Annotated in this window: 16 protein-coding genes; 12 read left to right on the top strand and 4 right to left on the bottom strand. The window is 69.0% G+C overall.

Annotation, left to right across the window (positions count from 1 at the left end):
* Position 1 precedes the first annotated feature (1 nt).
* On the top strand, positions 2-1,129 hold the full coding sequence (locus tag LK10_RS19960) for a D-alanine--D-alanine ligase family protein (protein ID WP_043127877.1): 1,128 nt from the start codon (positions 2-4) through the stop codon (positions 1,127-1,129).
* Here the strand turns inward: LK10_RS19960 and LK10_RS19955 are convergent.
* The gene (locus LK10_RS19955; protein ID WP_052207620.1) at positions 1,126-1,713 is read right to left on the bottom strand and encodes a DUF3515 family protein; all 588 of its coding nucleotides are present in this window, start codon (positions 1,711-1,713) and stop codon (positions 1,126-1,128) included. The two genes, LK10_RS19960 and LK10_RS19955, sit on opposite strands and share 4 nt — an antisense overlap.
* A 77-nt stretch (positions 1,714-1,790) precedes the next feature.
* Here LK10_RS19955 and LK10_RS19950 point away from each other — a divergent pair, with 77 nt between their 5' ends.
* The 4 genes from LK10_RS19950 (at position 1,791) to rsmD (ending at position 6,740) form a co-directional block, all read left to right on the top strand.
* Positions 1,791-2,807 carry a thiamine-phosphate kinase gene (locus LK10_RS19950; protein WP_231567859.1) on the top strand — a complete coding sequence of 339 codons (1,017 nt, stop codon included), beginning with the start codon at positions 1,791-1,793 and terminating at the stop codon, positions 2,805-2,807.
* A 34-nt stretch (positions 2,808-2,841) separates the two neighbouring features.
* The gene (locus tag LK10_RS19945) at positions 2,842-3,789 is read left to right on the top strand and encodes a DAK2 domain-containing protein (protein WP_043127868.1); all 948 of its coding nucleotides are present in this window, start codon (positions 2,842-2,844) and stop codon (positions 3,787-3,789) included.
* A 5-nt stretch (positions 3,790-3,794) separates the two neighbouring features.
* Positions 3,795-6,038: an ATP-dependent DNA helicase RecG gene (locus tag LK10_RS19940; RefSeq protein ID WP_043127865.1), complete on the top strand. Its 2,244-nt coding sequence runs from the start codon at positions 3,795-3,797 to the stop codon at positions 6,036-6,038.
* A gap of 75 nt (positions 6,039-6,113) precedes the next feature.
* Positions 6,114-6,740: a 16S rRNA (guanine(966)-N(2))-methyltransferase RsmD gene (rsmD, locus tag LK10_RS19935; RefSeq protein ID WP_043127863.1), complete on the top strand. Its 627-nt coding sequence runs from the start codon at positions 6,114-6,116 to the stop codon at positions 6,738-6,740.
* Positions 6,741-6,837: 97 nt separating this feature from the next.
* Here the strand turns inward: rsmD and LK10_RS19930 are convergent, their stop codons facing one another.
* Positions 6,838-7,608, bottom strand: a complete 771-nt coding sequence (locus LK10_RS19930) for a spermidine synthase (protein ID WP_043127860.1) — start codon at positions 7,606-7,608, stop codon at positions 6,838-6,840.
* Complete coding sequence (locus tag LK10_RS19925; protein ID WP_043127856.1) at positions 7,605-8,801, bottom strand: aminotransferase class I/II-fold pyridoxal phosphate-dependent enzyme; 1,197 nt, start codon at positions 8,799-8,801, stop codon at positions 7,605-7,607. Before LK10_RS19925 ends, LK10_RS19930 begins: the two co-directional genes overlap by 4 nt.
* A 50-nt stretch (positions 8,802-8,851) precedes the next feature.
* Here LK10_RS19925 and coaD point away from each other — a divergent pair, with 50 nt between their 5' ends.
* The 7 genes from coaD to ftsY all read left to right on the top strand — a co-directional run bounded on the left by coaD (position 8,852) and on the right by ftsY (position 16,901).
* Entirely contained in the window at positions 8,852-9,340 is a 489-nt protein-coding gene (gene coaD / locus LK10_RS19920) for a pantetheine-phosphate adenylyltransferase (protein ID WP_043127854.1), read from the top strand.
* A gap of 113 nt (positions 9,341-9,453) precedes the next feature.
* On the top strand, positions 9,454-9,984 hold the full coding sequence (locus tag LK10_RS19915; RefSeq protein ID WP_043127851.1) for a YceD family protein: 531 nt from the start codon (positions 9,454-9,456) through the stop codon (positions 9,982-9,984).
* Positions 9,985-10,015: 31 nt separating this feature from the next.
* On the top strand, positions 10,016-10,219 hold the full coding sequence (rpmF, locus tag LK10_RS19910; protein ID WP_043127847.1) for a 50S ribosomal protein L32: 204 nt from the start codon (positions 10,016-10,018) through the stop codon (positions 10,217-10,219).
* A 19-nt stretch (positions 10,220-10,238) separates the two neighbouring features.
* Positions 10,239-10,976, top strand: coding sequence for a ribonuclease III (rnc, locus tag LK10_RS19905; protein ID WP_052207619.1), 738 nt, complete (start codon positions 10,239-10,241; stop codon positions 10,974-10,976).
* 2 nt (positions 10,977-10,978) lie between these two features.
* The gene (gene mutM / locus LK10_RS19900) at positions 10,979-11,932 is read left to right on the top strand and encodes a bifunctional DNA-formamidopyrimidine glycosylase/DNA-(apurinic or apyrimidinic site) lyase (RefSeq protein WP_043127845.1); all 954 of its coding nucleotides are present in this window, start codon (positions 10,979-10,981) and stop codon (positions 11,930-11,932) included.
* Between the two features lie 122 nt (positions 11,933-12,054).
* Positions 12,055-15,633 carry a chromosome segregation protein SMC gene (smc, locus tag LK10_RS19895; RefSeq protein ID WP_043127843.1) on the top strand — a complete coding sequence of 1,193 codons (3,579 nt, stop codon included), beginning with the start codon at positions 12,055-12,057 and terminating at the stop codon, positions 15,631-15,633.
* A 53-nt stretch (positions 15,634-15,686) separates the two neighbouring features.
* Positions 15,687-16,901, top strand: coding sequence for a signal recognition particle-docking protein FtsY (gene ftsY, locus LK10_RS19890; RefSeq protein WP_043127840.1), 1,215 nt, complete (start codon positions 15,687-15,689; stop codon positions 16,899-16,901).
* A gap of 43 nt (positions 16,902-16,944) precedes the next feature.
* Here the strand turns inward: ftsY and LK10_RS19885 are convergent, their stop codons facing one another.
* Entirely contained in the window at positions 16,945-18,177 is a 1,233-nt protein-coding gene (locus tag LK10_RS19885; RefSeq protein WP_052207618.1) for an MFS transporter, read from the bottom strand.
* Positions 18,178-18,293: the final 116 nt, after the last annotated feature.

Genomic DNA, 18,293 nt, shown 5'->3' with positions numbered 1-18,293 from the left:
CGTGCCCAACCCCAGCCCCGGCCGGAAGATCCGCGTCGCGCTCCTGTTCGGCGGCCGCTCGAGCGAGCACGCCGTCAGCTGTGTGACGGCCGCAGGCGTCATGAACGCGATCGACCAGGACAAGTACGAGGTCGTGCCCGTCGGGATCGCGAAAGACGGCCAGTGGGTTCTCTCCGACGGCGACTGGCAGCAGTGGGCGCTCAACGCGGGGGAGATGCCCGAGGTCCGTTCCGGCTCGGAGACTGTGCGCCTCGGGGGCGGCTCTGGGCGGACTGGGCTGGTCGTCACACGCCCCAACGAGGTTCCTCGAGAACTGGGCGACGTCGATGTCGTCTTTCCGCTCCTGCACGGTGCCTTCGGCGAGGACGGGACGGTCCAGGGCCTCCTCGAACTTGCAGATGTCCGGTATGTGGGGGCGGGCGTGCTCGCCTCCGCGGTCGGCATGGACAAGCACTACATGAAGGTGGCCTTCGAAGCCGCCGGGCTCAAGGTCGGGCCCTATGTCACGGTGACGGACAAGGAATGGCGGCGCGACCCGCAGTCCGTCCGCGACGCCGTCGGGCTGCTCGGCTATCCCGTGTTCGTCAAGCCGTGCCGCGCGGGCTCCTCGGTCGGCATCACCCGGGTCGAGAGCGCGGAGGGCCTTGATACTGCGATCGCCGAGGCCCGCCGCCATGACCTGCGCATCGTCATCGAAGCCTCGATCACGGGCCGCGAAATCGAGTGCGGTGTCCTCGAAGGGCGCGGAAGCGATGCGCCGCGGACCTCTCTGCCCGGAGAGATTGTCGTCCAAGGCGGGGCGCACAAGTTCTACGACTTCGAAGCCAAGTATGTCGAGGACAATGCAGCGTCCCTGAGCTGCCCGGCGGACCTGCCCCCCGAGGTGATCGCCGAAGTGCGCGAACAGGCGGCCCGGGCATTCGATGCGGTCTCGGCCGAGGGTCTCAGCCGGGTGGACTTCTTCTACACGCCTGACGGCGAACTCGTCATCAACGAGATCAACACGATGCCCGGCTTCACGCCCATCAGCATGTACCCCCAGATGTGGGCGGCGACCGGGCTTTCCTACCACGACCTCATCGACGAGCTCATCCAGCTCGCGTTGGATCGGCCCACCGGCCTGCGCTAGCCCTGGGGAAGCTGGGCGACCTCTGACTCTCCGATGCACTTCTTGGTCTGCGGGACCTTGGCCACGGCTGAGGCGATGGTCGCGAGGACCGTCGCCGAGCTGATCTTGGAGGTGTCGATCACGAGCTCGGTCGCCGGTGTGCGGCCGAAGGTCGTCAGGAGATAGGTGTCGTTCGGGCCTTCGGTCGCGTCGCCGGAGGGCGCCGGCGAGGCCCCGGACGACGACGGCGATGCCGATGGTGAAGCGCTCGCCGTCGTCAGGTCCTTGATCACCCAGTCGACGCCATTGACGGTGACGCAACGATCCGTCGTCGGCCCCGGCGTCGGGACGCCGCAGCGGAGGATGACGGCCGAGGGGTCCCCCCACGCGGCGGTGGCCTGGCTCGTCGTCGTCCGCAGCCCGGCGTCTCCGAGCGTGTCGGGCATTGCGATCATTTCGGGTGCGCAGGCGGGGTCCGCGGCGTCGGGCGCGGGATCGACGGAGACGGCTGCGCTGCAGGCCGAGAGCGAGGCGCCCAGCACAAGGGTGGAGGTGAGCGCCGCGGCGCGCACGAGGACTGCTGCGCGGCGTCGGCTGCGGGGCATGATTCTCCTCGGAATCTGTGGTGGGGGCGTGTCCGGGGGCGGACGAAGCGTCTCTTCAAGACTACTAGGCTGGGATCGTGCGCACGTCCCCGCTGCCTCTGACCGTCGGCGACCTCAGCGAAGGCGAGCTCCTCGACCGGATCCTTCCTCGGCTTGCCGCTGGCCCGTCGGCCCTGCTCGGGCCTGGGGACGACGCCGCGGTGCTTGCAGCGCCGGACGGCCGCGTCGTCGTGAGCACGGATACCCAGACCCAGAACGCTGATTTCCGCCTCGAGTGGCCGAACGGATACGTGCACACGGGCTACGACGTCGGATGGAAGGCGGCGGCCCAGAATCTCAGCGACATCAACGCGATGGGTGCCGTCGCGACGGGCATCGTGGTGAGCCTTACCCTTCCGCAAGCCACCCCGGTCGGCTGGGTCGAGGACCTCGCAAAGGGCCTCTTGGACGCCGTTCGGAGCTTGGGGGCGAGCCGATGTGCCCTGGCCGGCGGTGACCTCGGCCGCGGTGGCGAGCTCTCGGTCACCGCTACCGTCCTCGGCAGCCTGGAGGGCCGTCAGCCGGTCCTTCGGAGCGGGGCACAAGCGGGGGACAGGCTCGCCGTCGCCGGCCCGCTCGGATCCGCTGCCGCGGGGCTCGCGCTGCTCGAACACGGGCCCGCGTATGAGGGCTTGGAACCGGCCTTGCGGGAGCTCGTGGCTCTCCAGTGCAGGCCGGTTCCGCCGCTCGAGGCCGGGCCAGCAGCAGCAAACTCGGGGGCGCGGGCGCTCATGGATCTCTCTGACGGCCTCCTTCGCGACGGGCTGAGGCTTGCGGCCGCGAGCGGCGTCCGACTGGACCTGGATCCGGACGTCCTCGCCCTCCACGCTCGGACACTGAAGCAGGCGGGGGAGCTATTGGGCGCTGATCCCCTCGAATGGGTCTTGGGCGGAGGCGAGGATCACGGTCTCCTCGCGGCCTTCCCTGCCGACGCACAGCTCCCGCACGGCTTCGCTGCGATAGGCTCGGTGATGCCTGCCGATGGTGGAGAGCCTGGAGTGTCCGTCGGTGGGAAGCCGGCGGTAACGAGGGGATGGGACCACTTTGCCAAGTAGAAACGCCGCGAAGACGGCGTCGAACGCTGCGGCGATGCGCCGGTGGCTCGGCATGGCGGAGACAGTGCTCGCGAATCACAGCGACCGGCTCAACGCGATCAACATCTTTCCCGTGCCCGACGGCGACACTGGCACGAACCTCTACCTGACCGCTCGCGCTGCAGCGCAGGCGGCAGCAGCCGCGGACAGCCAGGACCTCGGCATCGTCGTGGGCGCCGCGGGTCAGGCCGCGATGGAGGAGGCTCGCGGCAACTCGGGGACCCTCTTCGCGGTCTTCCTCGACGCGTTCGCGGTGCCCCTTGCTGGCCAGTCCCGCCTGAGCGGTCCGCTGCTTGCCGAGTCGCTCCACCGCTGCCGTATCCGTGCGTGGTCCGCCTTGAGCGAGCCGGTGGAGGGCACGATGCTCTCGGTTCTCGCGGCGGCGGCAGACGCGGCCGCGAGTGCCTCGGAAGCCGCCGATGCCGGAGAGGCCCCGCACAGCAACGCGATCCTGATCCGCACAATCGATGCCGTCATCGACGCGGCCGTCGGCGCCGTCGTGGAGACGGAGGGTCAGCTGCCGACGCTCCACGACGCCCGCGTCGTGGACGCCGGGGGCGTCGGTCTCCTTCTCGTGCTCGGTGCCCTCCGTGCAGCCGTGATCGGCGAGGGGCTCGGCGACCAGATCTTCGATCGGCTTCACGGCTACGCGGTCCAGGATCCGCACATCCACGCCCAACAGCCTCCCGCCGAAGGGGTCGAGCTGATGTGCACCATCACCCTGAGCCCCCTCGACGCTGCGGGACTCCGCCATCGGCTCGATGAGCTGGGCGAGTCCGTCATCATGAGCCCGCTCGGGCCTCTCGATGAGGATTCCGGGTGCGTGCGCTGGCGGGTCCACGTGCACGTCCGGGACCCCGAGGCCGCCCTCGCCGAGATCCGGAACGTGGGCGAGCCCGAGAAGATTGCCTTCACCGAGCTCCATTCCGACCATGCGCACTGACCACTATGCCCACTGATCGCAACACCCCTCTTGACCGGCTCATCGGGGCCCGCAGTGGAAAGAAGTTCGCCGAGCAGCTCGGAATTGCGACGGCGGGCGACCTGCTCGACCACTTCCCGCGCCGCTATCTCACCCGAGGCGAACTGACGCCCATCCGAGAACTGCCCCTCGATGAGGACGTCACGCTCGTCGCACAGGTCGTCTCATCCTCGAACCGCCGCATGACGAGCCGCAAGGGCAGCATCACCGAGGTCCTCGTGAGCGACCGCCCGGGCCAGACGAATGGACCGAGCACTCTGTCGCTGACGTTCTTCAACGGCTATCAGGCGGCCAAGCAGCTCACGCGCGGAGTGATCGCGATGTTCTCCGGGAAGGTCGGGCTCTACCGCGGGAAGCTGCAGCTGACCAATCCCATCTACGAGCTTCTGGATCCCGATGAGTTCGACGCCGAGGCTGCTGCCCGCATGGCAGGGCGGCCGATCCCGGTCTATCCCGCCACGGCTTCCATCCCAAGCTGGACGATCGCGAAGGCCGTAGGCACCGTGCTCGGGCAGCTCGACCTCGACTCCCTTCCGGAGGCGCTTCCGCCGGACATCCGCTTGAAGTACCGCCTCCCGCGCGTGGCGGACGCCTACCGGATGATCCATGACCCAGAGGACGACGGGGCGTGGCGGTCCGCGCAGAGGCGGTTCCGCTACGAGGAGGCGCTCGTTCTCCAGACGGCACTCGCCCGTCGCAAGGCCCAGCACGCCGCGCTTCCGTCGCGCCCAAGCCCTGCGCGCCGTGGCGGCCTCCTCGAGGCATTTGACCGCCAGCTGCCGTTCGAGCTCACGGCGGGCCAGCAAGAGGTCGGTGAGGTTCTCGCACGGGAACTCGCCGAGAACCACCCGATGAACCGCCTCCTGCAAGGAGAGGTCGGCTCCGGCAAGACCGTGGTTGCGCTGCGGGCGATGCTCCAAGTGGTCGACGACGGCGGGCAGGCCGCGCTCCTGGCCCCGACCGAAGTCCTCGCGGCCCAGCACTATGCATCGATCCGTGCGACGTTAGGTCCACTCGTGCGCGACGGCCTGCTCGGAGCGGGCGAGGACGGGGTCGAGGTCGCGGTGCTCACCGGGTCGCAGTCGGCGGGAGAGAAGAAGCGGAGCCTCCTTGCGGCGGCAAGCGGTCAAGCCGGAATCGTTGTCGGGACCCATGCGCTCCTCTCGGAGCACGTCCAGTTCGCGGACCTCGGGCTCGTTGTCGTCGACGAGCAGCACCGGTTCGGTGTCGAACAGCGGGACGCACTGCGCGCCAAGAGCCTCGCCACGCCACACCTGCTCGTCATGACCGCCACGCCCATTCCCCGGACCGTCGCGATGACGGTCTTCGGCGATCTCGAGACGTCGGTCCTCCGCGAGCTTCCCGCGGGCCGTTCGCCCATCGCGACGCACACGGTAGGGCTTGTCGAAAACCCAGCGTGGGAGCGGCGCATCTGGCAGCGGGCGCGGGAAGAGGTCGACGCCGGGCGGCAGGTCTACGTCGTGTGTCCGACCATCGGGGAGGGCGCGGGCGACGAAGGGGATCTCGACGCATTGGACCGCGCGACGTGGGGAGGGACCTCACTCGCCGCGGCGCCAGCCCCCGCTCCCGAAGTCCAGCCGGCCTCGGTCACGGAGGTCGCGGAGCAGCTGGGCGGAGAGCCCGAGCTCGAAGGCGTCAGGATCGGCGTCCTCCATGGACGCCTTGACACCGACGCGAAGGCGACTGCGATGAGAGCCTTCGCGGCGGGGGAGACGGGCATCCTCGTCGCCACGACCGTGGTCGAGGTCGGCGTCGACGTACCGAACGCGACGCTCATGGTCATCCTCGACGCGGACCGCTTCGGCATCGCCCAGCTGCACCAGCTGCGCGGGCGCGTCGGCAGAGGCGGGCATGCGGGCACCTGCCTGCTGGTGACCCGCCTAGAGCCAGGCCACCCGAGCCGCGAACGGCTCGGCGCAGTGTCCGCGAGCACGGATGGCTTCGAGCTCGCGCAGAAGGACCTCGAATTCCGCCGCGAGGGCGACATTCTGGGTGCGAGCCAGTCGGGCCGGCGGTCGACGCTGCGCCTCTTGCGGGTCCTCCGCGACGGCGACGTCATCGCCAGTGCCCGCGAGGACGCGCTCGCCCTCGTGGCAGAGGACCCGGACTTGGACGGGCACGTCGCGCTCGCCGACGCGATCGATGACTACCTCGGGCCCGAGAAGGAGGTCTTCCTCGAACGTGGGTAAGGAGAATCCGTCCGTGGTGGCCCACCGCCGTCTGCCACCGCTTTGTGGAGGGCGAGGGGCGAGGGGGAGGGTGTTGTGAGCAGGATCATCTCGGGGATCGCTGGTGGCGTTCCGCTGGCTGCCGTGCCGGGGACCGCGACGAGGCCGACGACGGATCGCGTCAAGGAGGCCCTGTTCTCGCGCCTTGACGCCCTCGGCATGATCGCCCGCGCCCGAGTGCTCGATCTCTATGCCGGCTCAGGGGCACTTGGTGTCGAGGCGGCGAGCCGAGGTGCCTCGACGGTCGAGCTCGTGGAGTCCGAGGCCAAGGCCGCGCAGGTGTGCGAGCGGAACGCCCGCACCGTCAACGACGCCGTGAGCCGCCGTGCGGTGACCGTCCGTCGCTCGAAGGTGAATTCCTTCCTCGAGCGCGTGCCGCCGGGGGCCCACTGGGACCTCGTCCTCATGGACCCCCCGTACCCGCTCGGGGAGGCACAGCTGACCAATGTCCTAGACGCCGTTGCGGAGCGGCTCGCGCCGGACGGACTCGTCGTCGTCGAACGTTCCGCCCGCTCGCCTGAGCCCTCGTGGCCCGAGGGACTTGTGCACTTCGGGGAGCGGAAATACGGCGAGACGCGCCTGTGGTTCGCCGAACCAGCTGGGGAAGGCGGGGAGGCGGCCGACGGCGAGGGGAGCTCAGCGGCGGAGGGCGCCACCGCATGAGGTGCCTCGCGCAGGCCATGGCGGTTGCACCTCAATGGTGGACGTCGTCTCGGCCTCGGAGCCTCGCCAAGAGCGGTGTCAGAAGCTCGCGAGCTGACTATCGGACAAGCCGGTCCAATTCGACGCCCCGCCGGACTGCGGTGGGGTGGGGGCCAGCCGCGACCAGAGCCCCGGCCCATGCCGGGTTCCACCCGCCCGTGAGGCCTACTGCGACGATGTTTCCCGGGTGGCGCGCCTCGAACATTTCCGGTTCGCTCAGCGCAGCGACCTCGCCGAAGACGGTAAGCATGGCGGCGAGCTGCGACCGGACGAGCGTGAGCGGCGGATCGTCGCCGATGTTCACAAGCATCGCTCCGCCCGGAGCGAGGAGCGCGGCCGCCTCGGCATAGAAGTCGCGGTGTGCGATGTGGGCCGGCGCCTCCGGGCCGGAGAAGATGTCGAGCACGATGGCGTCGAACGGCCCGGACGAGGCCAGCTCCGGGAGCTCCCACCGGGCGTCGCCGACGCGAGCTTCCAAACTGGTCCCGGGTGGCAGGGGGAGCTGCTCGAGGACGAAGTCGAGCAGCTCGCGTTCGAGTTCGACCGCAACCTGCCGCGAGCCAGGCCTGGTCGCCTGGAGGTATCGGGCGAGGGTGAGCGCGCCTGCGCCGAGGTGGAGCACCCGGAGCGGCTCGCCGGGCGCAGCGAGCAGGTCCAGCACGTTCGCCATGCGCCGGAGATAGGCATAGAAGACGCGTTCCGGATGCTCGAGATCGACGTGGGACTGCTCCGCACCGCCGATCGCGAGGATGGACGCGCCCTCGACCAGATGGTCGGGGAAGATGCTCGCCCGCGTCCCGATGCCAGCGAGGTAGCGCTCCGACCTCATACGAGTTCGCCGAGGCCCGCGAGCCTGCCCGCAGCTTCCTCGAGGACCGTGTCGCGCTTGCAGAACGCAAAACGCAGGAGCGAACGGGTCCTCCGCGCGCCCTCCTCATGGCAGAAGACAGAGACGGGGATCGCCGCCACCCCGACGAGCTCAGGGAGCTTGCGGGCAAGGTCGAGCGCATCGTCGAAGCCGATGGACGCCGTGTCCGCCGTGATGAAGTAGGTTCCGTCGGGAAGATAGACGGTCAGGCCGGCTTGGCGGAGTCCGTCTGCAAGGATGTCGCGCTTGCGGCGGAGCGCATCTGCTGCCTCGCTGAAGAATTCGTCGGGAAGTCCCAGGCCCTGAGCGACCGCCACTTGGAACGGTGTGCCTGAGCTGTAGGTGAGGAACTGCTTGATGGTCCGTACCTTCGCTACGAGCTCCTCAGGGCCGGTCACCCAGCCGACCTTCCAGCCAGTGAAGGAGAACGTCTTCCCCGCCGACGAGATGCTGAGCGTCCGCTCGGCCGCTCCCGCCAGCGTCGCAACCGGAATGTGCGGGCGGCCGAACACGAGATGCTCGTAGACCTCGTCCGTGACGATGATCGCGCCGTGCTCGGCAGCGAGGTCCACGACGCGCTGAAGGACCTCCGGGCCGAAGACGGCGCCTGTTGGGTTGTGCGGGTTGTTGAGGATCACAACACGAGTCTTTGGCCCGAAAGCAGCTTCAAGCTCCGCGAGGTCCGGCTGGAACCTCGGTGCGTGCAGGGGCACCGTGACGTGGTTCGCTCCCGCGAGCCCGATCATCGCCCCGTACGAGTCGTAGAACGGCTCGAAGGTCAGGACGTCGTCGCCGGGCTCGGCAAGGGCGAGCACCGCGGCGGCGATCGCCTCGGTCGCGCCGGTGGTGATGAGTACTTCGCTCTCCGGGTCCGGGTCGAGGCCGTAGAAGCGCTTCTGGTGGGCCGAGACCGCCGTGCGGAGAACAGGGATGCCTTTGCCCGGCGCGTACTGGTTCGAGCCCTCGGCGATGGCGCGGCGGGCTGCCTCCGCCATCACTGCGGGGCCGTCCTCGTCGGGAAAGCCCTGACCCAGGTTGATCGCCCCGGTTCTGACCGCGAGCCCGGTCATCTCCTCGAAGATTGTCACCCCAAGGCGTCCGTCCGAGCCCAGTACGTTCGCGCCCGCGGCGGTGCGCTGCCAAGGAGAAGTCATGGAGTCATGCTAGCGAGCGGGCGGGCTCGGGCTTCGGTTATGTTTGCAGCATGAGACGCGCCGTCTGCCCTGGCTCCTTTGACCCGATCCACAACGGCCACCTTGAAGTCATCGCTCGCGCCGCGAACCAGTTCGACGAGGTGGTCGTCGCCGTGTCAACCAATTACGCGAAGAAGTACCGGTTCCCGCTTGAGGAGCGGATCGACATGGTTCGTCGGACCCTCGGCGCCATCAGCGGGATCCTGGTGGAGCCGATGGGGGAAGGGCTCTTGGCGGATTACTGCCATGAGCGGGGCGCTTCGGCTATCGTCAAGGGGCTTCGCTCGTCGTCGGACTTCGACTATGAGTTGCCTATGGCGATCATGAACCGGCAGCTCACAGGGGTAGAGACCGTCTTCCTTGCCGCCGAGTCCCACTACGTGCACCTCTCATCGACTCTCATCAAGGAGGTGCACGACCTCGGTGGGGACGTCTCCGAGTTCGTCCCGCGCTCGGTGCTCGCGCGGCTCGACGCCACATCGGCGGGCCGGGGCGCCTGAACGAGGTTCGCCGCCCCGTGCCGCGGGTTTGGGACTAGGGCCCGCGCAGGCTAGGATTGTTTGTCGGTCTATGTTCTACAGGAGTTCTCATTAAGCGCGAAGATCGTTCGCCCTTGACGCTTGACGTCAAGGACCTCGGGCGGAGCCCGGGCACGATGCGGACACTCAAAGAGCATGTTCCCGCACCGAGTGAACTCGGTGTGGCGCTCATCGGTGTCAGGGAGGGGTCCCCCGTGGATCTCGACCTGAGGCTCGAGGCGGTCCACGAGGGGATCCTGGTATCGGGAACCGCACGCGTCGACGTAAGCGGCGAGTGCGGGCGGTGCCTGGATCCCATCGAGTACAGCCTCGACGTCGATGTGCAAGAGCTTTTCTCCTACGAGGGCGCCCAGCCCTCGGAAGGGGAAGACGATGAAGAGCAACGTCGAGTCGAGCACGATTCCATCGATCTTGAGCCGGTGTTGCGGGACGCAGTAGTGACCATGCTGCCGTTCCAGCCGGTGTGCCGGGAGGACTGCCCGGGGCTCTGCCCCGAGTGCGGGATCCGCCTTGCGGACGAGCCTGGCCACCATCACGAGGTCGTTGACCCGCGGTGGTCGGCCCTGGCGGATCTGATCAGGCCCGACCGGCACAGCGATGAATAAGTGTTGGCCCTAAGAGAGAAATGAGTTAGCCGTGGCAGTTCCCAAGCGGAAGATGTCCCGCTCGAACACGCGAGCCCGCCGCTCCCAGTGGAAGGCGGCCGCGCCGAACCTGATCAAGACGGTCGAGAACGGTCGCGTGGTCTACAGCCTTCCCCACCAGGCGAAGGTCGTCACCGACTCCGCCGGCACCCCGCTCTTCATGGAGTACAAGGGCCGCAAGGTCGCCGACGCCTGAGCAGTCAGCCGGCCACGATATGCCCGCTCACGATGAGCTTCTGAAGCGTCTCGGCGTCGACATCGACGCCGAGACGCTTCGTCTTGCCCTGACCCACCGCTCGTACGCCTACGAGAATGGCGGCATTCCCACGAACGAGCGCCTCGAGTTCCTCGGCGACTCCATTCTGGGATTCTCGGTGACCGACCACCTGTATCGCACGTACCCGGACCTCTCCGAGGGCGAGCTGGCGAAGCGGCGCGCCGCCGTCGTGAGCACGAGGGCCCTTGCCGGCATCGCGCGGCGCCTCGGCGTCGGGGAGTGCATCTACCTCGGGCACGGCGAGAAAGTCACCAACGGCAAGAACAAGTCCTCCATCCTCGCGGACACGATGGAGGCGCTCATCGGCGCCACCTACATCTCCAACAACCTCGAGGAAGCCCGTTGCCTCGTCGTGCGCCTCGTCGGACCGCTTCTCGATGACGCCGCCGTGATGGGGGCAGGCACCGACTGGAAGACCCACATCCAGGAGCTCGCCGCGAACCGTCAGCTCGGCACCATCCACTATGCCGTGGTGGGGGACGGCCCGGACCACGCGCGCACGTACACTGCAACCCTTTCGATCGGCGGCGTTCCCTACGGGACAGGGACCGGCAACTCGAAGAAGGAGGCCGAGCAGTACTCGGCCGCAGACGCTTGGAAGGTCCTCTGCCCGGACGAGTCCGGGGTCATCGGCAGCTCGCCGGGCGGGCGTGAGAGCGCTGGCGGGGCAGCCTAGCCTTGCCCGAGCTACCCGAAGTCGAGGTCGTCCGCCGCGGCCTTTCAACATGGGTCACCGGACGCCGGATCGAGCGCGTCGAGGTTCTGGACCCCCGCTCTATCCGCCGCCACCTCCTAGGGCCCGACGACTTCCGCGGTCAGCTCGAGGGCGCAGTCGTCCTTGACGCAGTGCGCCGCGGCAAGTTCCTGTGGCTTCCCCTCGCCGACGTGGACGAGGGGGGTGCCGATTCCCTTCCCCACACCGCCCTCATGGCCCATCTGGGCATGAGCGGCCAGCTTCTCGTTGAGGATCCCGGGCAGCCGGACGAGAAGCACCTCAAGGTCCGCATCACCCTCTCCGACTCCCCGGGCGTGCCAGCCGAGCTCCGCTTCGTCGACCAGCGCATCTTCGGAGGCCTCGCCGTCGTGCCGCTCGTGGCAACAGACGACGGCGGACCGGGGGGTTGCGCCGCAAAGCCGCTTCCGCTCATCGCGGCTGAGGCGGCCCATATCGCAAGGGACCCGCTCGATCCCTCCTTTTCGGCGGCCGGGCTCCACGAGCGTTTCCGCGCGCGTCGCACGGGCGTCAAGCGCGCGCTGCTTGATCAGCGGCTCGTCTCGGGCATCGGCAACATCTACGCGGACGAAGCCCTCTGGGCCGCGCGTCTGCACTACGCCCGGCCCACCGACACCATGCGCAAGGCAGAGACCCTGCGGCTCGTCGACGCCGTCCGCGACGTCATGCTCCGCGCTCTCGATGCGGGCGGTACGAGCTTCGATTCGCTCTACGTCAACGTCAACGGTGCGTCGGGCTACTTCGACCGCTCCCTCTCGGCCTACGGCCGCGCCGGGCAGCCATGCCTGCGCTGCGCCGAGGAGGGCCGAACGAGCATCATGGTCCGCGAACCGTTCATGAACCGCTCGTCGTACCGCTGCCCGTCATGCCAGCGGACACCGCGCAACGTCCGTCTCTAACGCCAATCAGGAGGGACAGCTCCGCCTGCCCGCGCTGGCGCCCGTGTCAGTGGCAGAATTCAGTGGCAGAACCACCTATCCGCTGACGGACAGCCATCCACCAAAAGGAGAACACGGGCCCTTTGCACCTCAAGACCCTCACGATCCGAGGCTTCAAGTCCTTCGCCTCGGCCACGACGTTCGAGTTCGAACCGGGTGTGACCGCCGTCGTCGGTCCGAACGGTTCGGGCAAGTCGAACGTCGTCGACGCGCTCGCATGGGTCATGGGGGAGCAGGGCGCCAAAACGCTCCGCGGCGGCAAGATGGAGGACGTCATCTTCGCGGGCACCGCGGGGCGGCCACCCCTGGGCCGCGCGCAGGTCTCCCTGACGATCGACAACGCCGACGGCGCACTCCCGATCGAGTACAGCGAGGTCACGATCTCCCGGACGCTCTTCCGCACAGGGGGTTCGGAATACGCGATCAACGGCGAGTCATGCCGCCTTCTCGACATCCAAGAGCTCCTGAGCGATTCGGGTCTCGGCCGCGAGATGCACGTCATCGTTGGTCAGGGGCAGCTCGACCGCGTCCTGCACGCAACGCCCGAGGACCGGCGGGGCTTCATCGAGGAGGCCGCGGGAATCCTCAAGCATCGGCGCCGCAAGGAGCGGACCGTCCGCAAGCTCGACGCGATGCAGGGCAACCTCCAGCGGCTCGCGGACCTCACCGGGGAGATCCGTCGGCAGCTGGGGCCTCTCGGCCGCCAAGCGCAGGTCGCACGCCGCGCCCAGACGATCCAGGCCGACGTCCGCGACGCCAAGGCTCGTCTCTTGGCAGACGACGTCGTCCGGCTGCGGGACACGCTCGAACAGGACCGGGCCGACCAGTCCGCGCTCACAGCACGGCGGGCCGAGGTCGAGCGCGAGCTTGAGTCGGCGCGCCGCGAGCAAGCCGAGGCCGAGCGTGCAGCCGCCCTCGCAACGCCCAAGCTCAACGCCGCCCGCGACCTCTGGTACCGTCTCTCCGCTGGCAGGGAGCGGCTGCGCTCGCTCGCGAGCGTTGCCGAGGAACGACGCCGCCTCCTGGGCGCTTCCGAGGCCCCGCCTTCCGGGCGCGATCCCGAGCGGCTCGACCGGCAGGCCGAGGAGGCCCGAGAGGAGCTCGCCGTCCTTGCAGAGGCGATCGACGTCCGTTCCGAGGGCCTTGAGGCAGCGTCCGAGGCGCGCATCGAGGCTGAGGAGGAGGCAGCCGCCGAAGATCGTCGGCACACCGCACGCCTCAGAGCCTCCGCGGATCGTCGCGAGGGCCTTGCCCGGCTTGCGGGGGCCGTCGGGGCAGCTCGGAGCCGGGTCGAGGCTGCCGAGGGGGAAATCGGACGTCTTCAAGCCTCGCTCGCCTCGGCCGCTGAACGTCGACGGAGCGCGGAGCTCGAATTCACCGCGCTCGAGACGCAGGTCGCGGGCGTGGAGCAGGGCGAAGAGGGCCTCGATGCCGCCTACGAGGAGGCAGCCGCCGCTCAGGAGGCTGCCGAGGAAGAGCTCCGGGCGATCGAGGAGCGCCGGCGAGCGGCAGAGACGGCGCGCCACTCGCTCGAGGCACGGCTCGATGCGCTCCGGGCCGGGCTCCGGGGCCGAGACGGCAGTACCGCCGTCCTCGCATCCGGGGACGGCGTCCTCGGCCCGGTTCCCTCCCTGCTCAAGGTCGAGTCAGGGTTCGAGGCCGCCGTAGCCGCCATCCTCGGGAGCATCGCCGAAGGCCTCGCGATGGACGATGCGGAGGCTGCCCTGCGCGCCCTCACGCGACTGAGCGACGACGACGGCGGTCAGGCCGCCCTCCTGATCGGCGGCGCAGCGGAGCCGCCCGGTCGAGACGATCGGCCTGAGCTGCCAGCCAAAGCGCACTGGCTCGACTCCGTCGTGACCGCCGATCCGCGGGTGCGCGCCGCCGTCGTCCGTCTCCTCAGCGGCGCGGTCGCCGTGGAGGAGGTGGGCCAAGCCCTCCCGCTCCTCATGGCCCAGCCCGAGCTGACGGTTGTGACCCTGAAAGGGGACGTGGTCACCGCCGGCGCGATGCGCGGCGGTTCAGCAGCCGCCCCATCGACGATCGAGCTCCAGGCCCAAGTTGAGGCGGCCGAGTCGCAGCTCGGGCTTGCCATTGCCGAGCACGAGCGCGCAGGCTTCGAGCTCGTCGGCGCCAGGGATCGGGTCCGCGAGACGACCCAACACGCCGATTCTGCCCTCGCCGCCCTCCATGATTCCGATGCGAAGTTCGCCGCCGTCGCGGAGCGCCTCGCGGCCCTCGGCGCGCAGCTGAGGGGTGCCACCGCCGAGGACGAGCGGCTCCGGGCATCGCTTGCGGCCGCCCAAGCGCAGCTCGACACCGAGCAGGAGGCCCTGGCCCTGGCGGCCGAGCGGCTCGAAGCAGCTGAGGAGGCCGAAGCGGAGGAGGACGACGCCGAGCCCTCCGCGGCCGAGCGTGATCGGCTTGCGCAGCGGGCGACGGCGGCGCGTGCGGCCGAGCTGGAGGCGCGCCTTGCGCTGCGCACGGTCGAGGAACAGCACCGGGCGCTCGAGGCCCGGGCGGAGTCGCTCGAGCGAGCGGCCGCCGCGGAGCGCAAGGCAGCAGCTGAGGCACGGAGGCGAGCTGAGGACCGGGCGAGGAAGGCGGCCCGAGCTGAGGCTGTCGCCCGAGCCGCGCTTGTCGGCGTCGCCGCAATGGACCGCGCGGTGGAAGACGCTGCCGAGGAACGTGACGCAGCCGAGGAGCGGCGCCAAGCACTCGATGAGCGGCTTTCTGCCCTCCGCACCTCAACCGAAGCGCTCGCGAAGGAGCTCGCCGAACTGAGCAACGCGGCCCACCGCGACGAGCTCGCCCGCGCAGAGCTCGGCCTGCGTCTCGAAGCCCTCGAGGACCGGGCAGTCGAGGAGCTCGGGCTCGCTGCCGAGCAGCTGGTCGAAGAATTCGGGCCTCACCTCGCGATCCCGATTCCCGACGACGGCGCCGACAAGTGGGCCTCCCTCCGCGTCGAGGTCGACGACGAGGGGCAGCCTGTGGGCGGTGCCCCGTTCGTGCGCGCAGAGCAGGAAAAGCGGCTCAAGAAGGCCGAACGTGACCTCGCGGCCCTCGGCAAGGTCAACCCACTCGCGCTCGAGGAGTTCGCGGCGCTCGAGGAGCGGCATCGGTTCCTCAACGAGCAGCTCGAGGACCTGAAGTCGAGTCGGCGGGACCTGCTCGCGATCATCAAGGACGTCGACGAGCGCGTGCAGCGCGTCTTCGCCGAGGCGTACGCCGATACGGCCGTCCAGTTCGAGAGGGTCTTCGGGCGCCTGTTCCCGGGCGGCGAAGGGCGCCTCGTCCTCACCGATCCGGAGGACATGCTGACGACAGGCATCGAAGTCGAAGCCCGTCCGGCCGGCAAGAAGATCAAGCGGCTCTCGCTCCTGTCGGGAGGGGAAAGATCCCTCACCGCCGTCGCGCTCCTCGTCGCGATCTTCAAGGCTCGGCCGTCGCCGTTCTACGTCATGGACGAGGTCGAGGCGGCCCTGGACGACACGAACCTCGGCCGTCTCATCACGATCTTCGAGGAGCTGCGCGAATCGAGCCAGCTCATCGTCATCACGCACCAGAAGCGCACCATGGAGGTCGCGGACGCCCTGTACGGGGTGTCGATGCGCGGGGACGGCGTCTCGACGGTCGTGAGCCAGAAGCTCGAGCGGGTCTGACCCTGCCTGCGCGAAAGGCCCGGCGGTGAAGTGGCTGTGAGAAGCTAGGTCTCGTGACAGCCTCCGCACTCCTGCCCATCATCATTGCCGTGATCGTGCTGTTCGTCGTCGCCGGGTCCGTCATCGGGCTTGTGCGCGGGAGGCGCTCGAAGGTGCGCTACCCGGGGACGAGGGACGCGAACGATCCGGTTCTCGCACCCAATCAGCCGAACGTCGCAGGCGACGAGACGGGAGCACCGACGGCGGTCGCCGAGCCGCCGCCGCTCCTCGAGCCCGATCAGGCGGTCGAGGTTCCGGAAGTCTTCGAGCAGCCGACGGTCGAAGAAGTACCCACCGAGACACCTGCACCCGTCGCTGGGCGGCTCCAGCGTCTGCGCGAACGGCTCATCCGGAGCAACAACGTGCTCGGGAAGGGCCTCCTCGCCCTGCTCTCGAGCGACCGCATCGACGAGAACGTGTGGGACGAGGTCGAGGAGGCACTGCTCTTGGCCGACATCGGCACAGAGCCGAGCCTTGAGCTCGTCGAGACGCTCAAGGACCGCGTCAAGGTCATGGGCAGCCGCAATCCGGAAGAGGTGCGGTCGATGCTCCGCGAGGAGCTCGTCAAGCTCGTCGACCCGACCCTGGACCGCTCACTCAACGTCGACCGCAAGGGCGGCAAGCCCGCCGTCGTCCTCATTGTGGGGGTCAACGGCGTGGGGAAGACGACGACGGTCGGCAAGCTCGCGCGCGTGCTCGTCGCCGAGGACAAGGATGTGCTCCTTGGCGCCGCAGACACTTTCCGCGCGGCGGCGGCCGAGCAGCTCGCGACCTGGGGCGCGCGCGTCGGAGTCCCGACCGTCAAATCCGACATCGAGGGCGCCGATCCGGCCTCGGTCGCGTTCGAGGCGGTCAAGGCTGGCATCGAGCAGGAGGCCGACGTCGTCATGGTCGACACGGCCGGCCGGCTCCAGAACAAGGTCGGCCTCATGGACGAGCTCGGCAAGGTCAAGCGCGTGATCGAGAAGCTCGCCGAGGTAGACGAGGTGCTCCTCGTGCTCGACGCGACGACGGGCCAGAACGGACTCAACCAGGCCAAGGTCTTCTCCGAGGTCGTCCGCATCACGGGCATCGTCCTCACGAAGCTCGACGGCACCGCGAAGGGCGGCATCGTCGTCGCGATCCAGAAGCAGCTCGGCGTGCCCGTCAAACTGGTCGGCCTGGGCGAGGGCCCAGATGACTTGGCCCCGTTCGATGTCGAGGGGTTCGTCGACGCGATCCTCAACTAGCTCCGGCTTCTCTTCCTAAGCCCCACCGACGGCGGGCGCTCGTTCAGACGGGCGCCCGCCGTCGTCGTCCCGCCCAAGCCGGGATCGCCAGGAGCAGGGATGCACCTGAGACTGCAAACGCCCAGCCATAGCCGACATGGTCGGCGAGGAGGCCGGCTAGCAGCGGGCCGACGATGCTCCCGACGTCGGAGACCATCTGGAAGACGGCGAGCGGGGCACCGCCGCTCCGCTCGCGGCCGATCGTGTCCGCCACCGTCGCTTGGAGTGCAGGGCTGAGAAGCCCCGAGCCAAAGCCCGCAATGGCGGAAAGCGCGAACAGGACGGGTTCGTCGGGGCTGAGCCCCATGACGCCCGTCGCCGCGGCAGCGGTCGCAAGTCCCGAAAGTGCGAGCGGGCGGCGACCCCACGTATCGGCGAGCCGACCCGAGAACGTCAGTGCCCCGGCGGTTCCCAGCGCGAAGAGCGCGAGTGCGAGGCCCGCGGCGGCGGGTGCGGCACGAAGCGCCTCCGCCGCGAAAAGCGGGACGAGCGCCATCCTGATGCCAAGCGTCGCCCAACCGTTCGCGAAGTTGGACACGAGCGCAGCACGGTACGGCGCAAGCTCGAGGGCTTCGGCGAGACGGAGCGGCGGAAGCGCCGTACGCGGAACCGCGTCCGGCCCCCGGCCAAGCAGGATGCCCACGATCGAGGCAGCCACGACGAGGGTCCCCGCGTACACGAGGAACGGGACGCGGAGCCCGAACCCCGCGAGCAGTCCGCCGACGAGTGGCCCCGCGATGCTGCCGAGCAGGAACGAGGACGCGTACAGTCCGCTGACCCGTCCCCGCGACTCGGGCGGCGCGAGCCGGACGATGAGACCTGACGAAGAGATCGTGAACATCGTCGAGCCGAGGCCTGCAAGCCCCCGGAACAGGAGGAGCTGCCAATAGCTCCCCGCAAACGCGCAGGCACCCGTGAAGACCGCGACCGTCAGGACGCCGATGACGTAGACGGGCCGCTCGCCGACGCGGTTCACGAAGCTCCCGGCTGTCGGAGCCAGAACGAGGCGCGTGAGGGCGAAGGCGCTCACAATAATCGACGCAGCCGTTGCCCCCACGCCGAAACTCGCGGCGAACTGCGGGAGCACGGGAGAGACCAAGCCGAAACCGATGGCAATCGCGAACGCCGCGACAACGAGCACCCAGACGTCGCGGGGGATCGGCGCGCGTGGAGTCTGCTCAGCTCGGGCTGAGCGAGGGGACGGCCCGAGCGGGACCCGGAATGCTGGTCTCGGCATGGCACAACATTACGTAACGCCCCCGAAACGAGCTCGTGACACGGGCTTAACGCCTGAGCGGAAGTTGTAACGGCAGAGCAATTTTGGCCGCGAGCAGCTGAAACACCGCGGCGTCA

Source organism: Sinomonas humi, from assembly GCF_000802235.1.
Taxonomy (GTDB): Bacteria; Actinomycetota; Actinomycetes; order Actinomycetales; family Micrococcaceae; genus Sinomonas; species Sinomonas humi.
This window is presented reverse-complemented; position numbering and strand designations above follow the sequence as displayed.